The following is a 7,437-nucleotide window of genomic DNA, read 5'->3' on the forward strand; positions in this document are numbered from 1 at the left end:
AGTCGCAGTTATGGCAACCGACGCAGACACATCCGACCTGCGGTAATAGCAGGCTAGTCACCGGCGCTTTTTCCAATTTTCTTTAAGCGCACTGGCAGGCTCGGGTTGACCATACAAGTAACCTTGAACATGCGAGCAGCCCTCGGCCGCTAGCCGCTGCATCTGTTCGATCGACTCGACCCCCTCGGCAGTGGTCTTGATCATCAAGCTGGTAGAGAGCTCGGTAATGGCTCGAATGATCGACATCGCCTGGGCGCTTTCGCACATATCATGGACGAACGATTTATCGATCTTGATACGGTCGAACGGGAACGAGCGCAGGTAACCCAATGACGAATAACCGGTACCGAAATCATCCAGCGCAATCGCCACCCCCATGCTTTTCAGCTCGCGCAGGATGTGCACATTTTGCTCGTTGTTGCCCAGCAGTACCGACTCTGTGATCTCCAACTCCAACTGCTGCGGCGCCAGCCCCGAATCCGAAAGGGCAAGGGTCACGGTACGCACCAGCCCGGCATTTTTGAACTGAACCGCCGACAGATTGACCGAGACCGTTTCTTGCCCTTCCCAGGTTGCGGCTTCCTGGCAGGCAAGGTTCAGCACCCGAGCACCGATCTCATGAATGATTCCGGTTTCCTCGGCAATCGGAATGAAATCCATCGGCATGATCATGCCTCGGCTTGGGTGCTCCCAGCGCAACAGTGCTTCGTAGCCGGTTATAAGGTTGCTCTGTACATCTACAATCGGCTGGTAATGCAGCTGCAATTGACCCAGATGCAATGCGGCGCGCAGTTCTGTTTCCACCAGCCGGCGCCTGTGCGCCTCGGCATGGAGCCCGGCATGGAAGCACTCGTAGCGGTTGCGGCCGTTGCGCTTTGCTTCGTAAAGGGCCATGTCGGCGAAACTGAGCAACTGCTCGGCGTTATCCTGGTCGTGCGGCGCGTAGGCAATGCCAATGCTGACGCCGACCGAGAACTGATGCCCCTCGATCTGGAACGGCGGGCAAATGACGTCGATCAAGCGTTGCGCAGTAAAGCAGGCCGCCTCTGGGTTATCCAGCTCTGCCAGCACGACGGCGAACTCGTCGCCGCCCAGTCGAGCCAAAGTGTCAGCCTCGCGTAGCTCATTGCGCAAGCGGGTACCCAGTGCACGTAGTAATTTATCGCCGAAGGCGTGACCGAACGAATCATTGATGTTCTTGAAATTATCAAGGTCCAGACACAGCGTGGCTGTCAACTTGCCACACTGCTCGCCTTGAGCCAGCGCCTTTTTCAGGCGCTGATTGAAAAGCATGCGATTGGGCAACCCGGTAAGCGCATCATGGTGAGCCATGTGGTGGATCTGCGCCTGAGCCGCGAGCTCATCCGTGGCATCCTCGGCAATGAACAACACGTAGTCGGCCCGGCCGCCGGCGTTTTGCGCTAGCAGTGCTCGGCTTCGCAGTGTGCGCGGCCCAATGGCGGTTTGCACACAGGTCTGTGCTGCATACCCATGGGCAGCTCGCGCCCCGCGGGCCAGCTGCTCTTCGAGAAACTCGCCTGTGATTGGCAGCGCGCACTCGCGGGGTAGCCCGCCAATCAAGTGCCCTGCCTCGCCACAGAAAAGTCGATCAGCATGGTTGTTGGCCAGCAAGACTTTGCCGCTGGCCAAGTCTTGAACAACAACGCAGGCCGGGATATTGGAGATCACCGAGTCGAGGAATTGCGACAGGTTGCTCATTTCCTGGCTGTACTGCTCAGCCAATTCTTTGGCTTGCAGCAGTTGCAGCTCATAGCGATGTTGTTCGGAGATATCGCGAGTGATTTTGGCAAAGCCAATGAACTGCCCGTTTTCTTCATCATGGATCGCTTCGATCACTACGCTGGTCCAAAAATGCGAACCGTCCTTGCGTTGGCGTATCCCTTGAGCCTGGAAGCGGCCCTCCCGGCGGGCGGTTTCCAGCCCCTGTTCGGGTAGGCCTAGAGCGCGATCCTGTGGGGTATAGAATACCGAGAAGTGCTGGCCCACGATCTCGTCGGCGGTATAACCCTTCGCACGCTGCGCCCCGGCGTTCCAGTTGATCACGTGACCACCGGTATCGAGCATGTAGATGGCATAGTCCTGAACGCCCTGCACCAGTAAGCGGAAATGCCGCTCATGCTCACGCCGAGCCAACTCGGCATAGTACTGCTCGGTGCAATCGCGCGTGATCTTGGCAAACCCCACCAGCACGCCGTTATCGTCCCGTACAGCTTCGATCACGACATGGGCACGCATGAGGCTGCCATCTTTGCGCACGCGCCAGCCGTGATCCTCGAGGCGGCCAGTGCGTCGGACTTGCTCCAGGTTGGCTGCCGGCTTGCCCGCATCGCGGTCGGCCTGGCTGTAGAAAATCGAGTAATGCTGCCCGATAACCTCGCTGGCCTCATAACCCTTCGCACGCTGAGCACCGAGGTTCCAGTTGGCGATCAAGCCTTCGGGGGTGAGCAGGTAGATGGCGTAATCCATCACACTCTGCACCAACAACCGATACATGGCATCGGAGCTTGCAACTAACGACATAACCTGTTTCCTCGCCCTGTAGGGCCATTCAAGATTGAAGCTGGCCTTGCCCTTGCTCGTTAACGGCCGACAACGTGGGCGGTTGGCGTAGCGAATCGAGGTCCGCCAGGCTGATCTTCAGCAACCGTGCCGCTACGCTGCCGGCAATCTGCTCGTTGTTCTCAGTGGTAACCGAGCCTGCCAGCTGAGCAGCCAGGTTCATTACCAGGACTTCCTGCGAATACACCCCACCGCCCAAATGATAGATGGCAGCGACCAGCTGTCGCAGTTGATGTGGCACGCGCCAGCGCACCCGCAATGCAGAACCGTAAGGCGCCGCATGCTCTTGGAGCGATAACTGCACCAGCCCATCATCGAGCTCGCCGCCGGCCATACCCCACTCCTGCAAACTGCGAAGTACCGCCAAGTCGCCCAGGCGGTGCAGCAGGCCTGCCAAATAGCAGCGGTCCTGGTCCAGATTCAGCATCCGAGCCAAGGCCCGGGCCGCCTCGGCAACCTGCAGCGAAAGATCCAAGAAATGCTGGGCGTACTGCGTTAACAGCGGATCGCTCAGGTGCGCACTGCGGTTAAGGGCAAGGCCCAAAATCAGGTTCATGCTGTGGACACCGCCCAGCACGTTCAGCGCTTGCGGTAGGCGCTGCACTGGGGCATTGCGGTACATTGCGGCGCTGTTGGCGGCGGCGATAAGCACGCCAGATATCTGCGGGTCATTGCGTAACTGCTCTTCCAGTTCGCGCAAGTCCAGCCCATTGCCCGTCGAAGCGCGCTGCAGCACTGTCTGCACATCGACGAACAACGCGCCGCCATCGGCCAAAGCGCGTCTTTGCTTGAGAAAAACCGACAAGCTGACGCTTGGCTGCGCAGACAGCGCAGGGCACTGGATCTGCTCGCCGGGCTCAAGCAAAAGATGCTCCAGGCGCTTGCGAAAGCCAGCAAGATCGAGGGGCTTGCTCAGGTAGGCAGTGGGATTATATGGCAGCGTTTCACGCACGCTGGCAATGTCACTGCGCTCACTCATCAAGATGAAGGGCAAAGGCATCTCATCGCCCCTGGTGCGCACTTCTCGCAGCAAGTCCAGGCCATCGATGTCGGGCAACTCTCGCCCAGCAATGACCAGATCCGCCTCGATGGCCAGTGCACTAAGAGCCTCAGAGCCGTCTCTGCAAACCTTGAGACGAACGTCGCAGCGCACGCTGCGAACGATTTCGCGCAGCATTTCGCGCACCCACGGGTCGCTTTCGGCAATCACGACTCTGGGTGAAAAGCGTTCTGTTGCATTCACGGGCAATTCTCAATGAAACGGGCATGTCGTGGAGCTTCAAACATGTCCATAGCCACCCAGGGCGTTATTGCCACAGCCGGCACAAGATGAAGCGATGAGCACCAAGGCTCGGCCAAGTGGTAAACAGCGCCGGTGGCAATCACGAACGGGTTATAGCAGTGCATCTACAAGCACCCCAAGCCACATCGCATCATCGATTGCGGATGCCGACAACATTAAACCAGCCATCGTGTCAGTCAGACCGATGCCTGCAAATACAAAAGCTGCGCCATCGTCTGGCGGCTGCGACACCACCGTCAGCGCCAACTGCGCGCCGCAGAGCATGGCCAACGCCCTCATACCACCAAGCCAATGCCTAGTGGGGTCCAATATCGTGCCCATCAGCACTCCTCATTCTCGTGATGCGCCTCACTGAAGCACCTCCCAGCGCTCGCGAAAATGTCGCAAGCGCTTGGGCCACCTCACACCGCGCTGATGCTTGCAAAACCAAGGTTCAACAAGCTACGCGAGTACGGATGCGTCTCGAATAGGACCGATCTTAAAGAGCGAATTGTCTGAGATAGCGCTACCTTCATACCAAAGAATCGTTTCATCACCGATTATTGACGCCATTATCTCGCCATCAGATTGACATCTTTGTGTCCGTTTGAACATGAAAGATTTCATGGCGCAGGGAACGAACGTGCGTCAAGCCGCAGGAGAATTCGCTGACAAAGCGCGGCGCCTCACAGCTCCAGGCTACCCTCGGTAGCCTGGACGGAAATGGTGTAAGGCAATAACAACGTATCGAACACCCCGGAAGGGATGAAATCGATCAGTCTCAATGGGATTCCCGCGGGCGCTCCGGGAACCTGCTCTGCCACCTGGGGCGGGCCGTGCAGGATGCACAGGTTGTAGAACACACCGCTATAAACGCGAGGTAATGCTTCACAGCGTGTTTGAGCAGAAGCCAGGCCTTGCGCCGTCTCCTCGTCCGAACTGAAAACCGTATTGATCGTTCCACAACCTGACAGCAACAAGCTTAATGCCGCAAGGGCCACACCATATCTGCTCATTCTATGACTCCAACTGCTGGCGTACCGACTTCGGACGCGAAAATGATCGGGTGGCCAGGGCACCCGAGGCATAACTCCCTTGTGGTCAATCTGCCTGAGAGGGGAACAGGACGCCAGCAATGACGCTGACGAACTCCATAAGTTTATGGAGCGTGTGGCCCTGCCAAATAAGACGGATCTGAAAAAACCGTGAGATTCGGCTCCCGGGGTGAGATTCGGAGCCATGATACAAGCTTGAGGAAGTACGGCGCTGGAAGCCCTAGCGAAGCCGGATGACGCCTAGGAGGCGCAGCGGCACCGAGTATGTGCCTGGCAATATTCATCCCCGGGGCTGAGGTCTGGCGAGGGGGCACTGGTAGTAACCGGAAGAACTACCTAAAACTCACGCACATGAAAAAGGCCACCCCTTTCGGAAATGGCCTAAGTCATTGAATATAATGGTCGGGACGGAGTGATTCGAACACTCGACCCCTTGCACCCCATGCGTGCAGGACATACCTAAAGCCTTACGGATCAAGGACTTGAGCGGGCGCTCGCTGCAAACGGTGCCGCACTGTGCAATACACGATTTCACAATCCCCCGAAAATCTCCCCACTGGCTTCGGCCATCATCCGGCGTTCTGTCGACCGCTTACCTTCCTTTATATAGCTACTCACAACCGGCGATCATGATCTCGGATGCTGTGCGTCACCACACCCCACACCTCGAAGTGATCCCCAGCCATGATGTACCGGGATGGGTACTTGGGGTTTTCAGGTGCCAGGATCACCATTCCATCCCGGACCACCATTCGCTTGCAGTAGGCATCGCCGTTTAGCGCGGCGATGACGATGTGCCCATGTCTTGCCTCGATCCCTTTGTCCACGATTAGCAAGTCGCCGGAAAAGATGCCTGCACCCTGCATGCTGTCGCCCTCCACCCTGACCAGGTAAACGCTGGGCGTGCGCAGCTGGAGCAGATCGTCGATCGACCCATGAATACTGTCATCTTGGACTGGGATGGTGAATGGCATGTCGGATGGCCCAATACTGTATATTAGTACAGTATCGTATGCCGACTGACGCTGAGGCAACTGCCGGTCAGCGGTATCAGTGCAGAGGAGGAAGATCTTTGCCCCGAGCCTTGGCCACGACTCGAAGCTGGTAATCGCTGACTACCTGGAAAAGCGACTCTGCAAGCAGATGTAGCCGCTCGACCTCCTCGGCGGGTTTCCCCTCATCTTGAGCCTTGTGATAGGCACGCAGGGCGTCGAGAGCTTCCTTCAATAGCGGCTCGCCTGCTTCGATCATTCCGATGAAGGTACGCTTCTCCATTTGCCTGCTCCGTCACGGTAGATACCAAGTATAGGTGTACTACGGTGACTCGATCCCATCAAGGATCGCCTAATCGTAAGCAGTCTCTAGCAAAGGCCGATGTCACGCCCCCCGCTAGGTGCGTCTGGATAGGGCTTATGCTCAACGCTTTTCTTACCGCGCCACAATCGGCCAATCCCTGCGTCATCTTTAAGATGTGTCTTATTTTTTTGAAAGCGCCACCGGGGTAAGGTTCAGGTTGTAGTAATCAATAAGGACACCTTCATTCTTTCGAGCAGCACGTGCGTGCAATATTATCTTCGTAACTCAGCACTGCCATGCGCTCGCATTGAAATGTTTTCGTCAACTCCACCAACTAAAGAGCCAGAGGCTGAAAAGTGTCGCACGAAGGTTTAACATTTACTAAATTAGGCAACCTGACTAGGCAGCCCAGATAGTAGGCCAAGACTGAAATGTTTATAAATTTTAGCAAAAGTCAGATCCGTACCATCAGGCGGTTTTTTATACTTTCCGCGACTCTTTCAGTAGGTATATTCTCCACTGACGTATTGGCTATCCAGGGTGGTGCAAGATGCACTCGTCCTTATGTGGGAGGCGAAATCTGGCGAGTGGGTACAGTAAGTGCGGGCCAGGAAATAGAGGTGACTGTCAGCATTAGCTGTGTCATGAGCTTCACATACCCATTCTCTATGAACCTCAGCCAACTGTCTAGCTATATAATATATCCAGGAACACCCGGGCCTCCGGCCAAATCCGTCACTGTTGGTGGAGTGCAACTAAAAGAAGGCGGCTTTGGTACTCAAGGGAATGTCTGCCCTGTAGGATGCGGGGCTCTTGAGAAAAATTATAGATTCTATTCTAGCGTAAAGTTCAAACTAAACGCAGGTATTCAGCCAGGATACTACGAATTCAAATGGCAGATATTTGGCACTCATAGGCCTGCCTCGGAATACTCTGATGAAGTGAATGCTGGCGTCATTACTTATACAGTGGAAAGCCCAGCGTGTGCTTTAGTGTCTCCGACTGCTGCTAATATTTACTTCGGTGCATTTTCAGGCAGCGACATTTCCACAGTCAGTCAAGCAGCCAATATTGAGCTATCCTGCAAGAGGGATGTCCAAGTTACTGCCAAACTAGCGCCAAGTCAACGTATCGTAAATGAAAAATCAGGAATTTCAGCCACTACCCTAAACGGACTTTCAATGGCAAGCAGTTGGTCAGATACTGGCAATCCAGTGGATTTCT

7 protein-coding genes are annotated in these 7,437 nt (G+C 55.7%); 1 reads left to right on the forward strand and 6 read right to left on the reverse strand.

What is annotated here, in order from left to right; genetic code table 11:
• Positions 1 to 57: 57 nt before the first annotated feature.
• The 6 genes from ACK59H_RS18600 to ACK59H_RS18625 form a co-directional block, all read right to left on the reverse strand.
• Positions 58 to 2,541 (reverse strand): EAL domain-containing protein, encoded by a 2,484-nt coding sequence (locus ACK59H_RS18600; RefSeq protein ID WP_409264763.1) that lies wholly within the window; start codon positions 2,539 to 2,541, stop codon positions 58 to 60.
• A 28-nt stretch (positions 2,542 to 2,569) separates the two neighbouring features.
• Positions 2,570 to 3,823 (reverse strand): HDOD domain-containing protein, encoded by a 1,254-nt coding sequence (locus tag ACK59H_RS18605; RefSeq protein WP_060480245.1) that lies wholly within the window; start codon positions 3,821 to 3,823, stop codon positions 2,570 to 2,572.
• A 150-nt stretch (positions 3,824 to 3,973) separates the two neighbouring features.
• Positions 3,974 to 4,204: a hypothetical protein gene (locus ACK59H_RS18610; protein WP_409264764.1), complete on the reverse strand. Its 231-nt coding sequence runs from the start codon at positions 4,202 to 4,204 to the stop codon at positions 3,974 to 3,976.
• Between the two features lie 344 nt (positions 4,205 to 4,548).
• Positions 4,549 to 4,878, reverse strand: coding sequence for a YceK/YidQ family lipoprotein (locus ACK59H_RS18615; RefSeq protein WP_060480247.1), 330 nt, complete (start codon positions 4,876 to 4,878; stop codon positions 4,549 to 4,551).
• A gap of 653 nt (positions 4,879 to 5,531) precedes the next feature.
• Positions 5,532 to 5,891 carry a S24 family peptidase gene (locus ACK59H_RS18620; RefSeq protein ID WP_198757480.1) on the reverse strand — a complete coding sequence of 120 codons (360 nt, stop codon included), beginning with the start codon at positions 5,889 to 5,891 and terminating at the stop codon, positions 5,532 to 5,534.
• 76 nt (positions 5,892 to 5,967) lie between these two features.
• Positions 5,968 to 6,192 (reverse strand): hypothetical protein, encoded by a 225-nt coding sequence (locus ACK59H_RS18625; protein WP_207936357.1) that lies wholly within the window; start codon positions 6,190 to 6,192, stop codon positions 5,968 to 5,970.
• A gap of 641 nt (positions 6,193 to 6,833) precedes the next feature.
• On the opposite strand from ACK59H_RS18625, the gene ACK59H_RS18630 reads away from it, so the two are divergent.
• Positions 6,834 to 7,437: hypothetical protein (locus ACK59H_RS18630; protein WP_409264765.1), on the forward strand; the 604-nt coding region annotated here is incomplete at its 3' end.

It is taken from the genome of Pseudomonas sp. KCJK9000 (assembly GCF_046230725.1).
Classification (GTDB): domain Bacteria; phylum Pseudomonadota; class Gammaproteobacteria; order Pseudomonadales; family Pseudomonadaceae; genus Aquipseudomonas; species Aquipseudomonas promysalinigenes.

Bases quoted from the DNA above. Each gene is read 5' to 3' on its own strand.
- ACK59H_RS18620 (WP_198757480.1), bottom strand. From the start codon at position 5,891: ATGCCATTCACCATCCCAGTCCAAGATGACAGTATTCATGGGTCGATC.
- ACK59H_RS18610 (WP_409264764.1), bottom strand. From the start codon at position 4,204: ATGGGCACGATATTGGACCCCACTAGGCATTGGCTTGGTGGTATGAGG.
- ACK59H_RS18600 (WP_409264763.1), bottom strand. From the start codon at position 2,541: ATGTCGTTAGTTGCAAGCTCCGATGCCATGTATCGGTTGTTGGTGCAG.
- ACK59H_RS18615 (WP_060480247.1), bottom strand. From the start codon at position 4,878: ATGAGCAGATATGGTGTGGCCCTTGCGGCATTAAGCTTGTTGCTGTCA.
- ACK59H_RS18625 (WP_207936357.1), bottom strand. From the start codon at position 6,192: ATGGAGAAGCGTACCTTCATCGGAATGATCGAAGCAGGCGAGCCGCTA.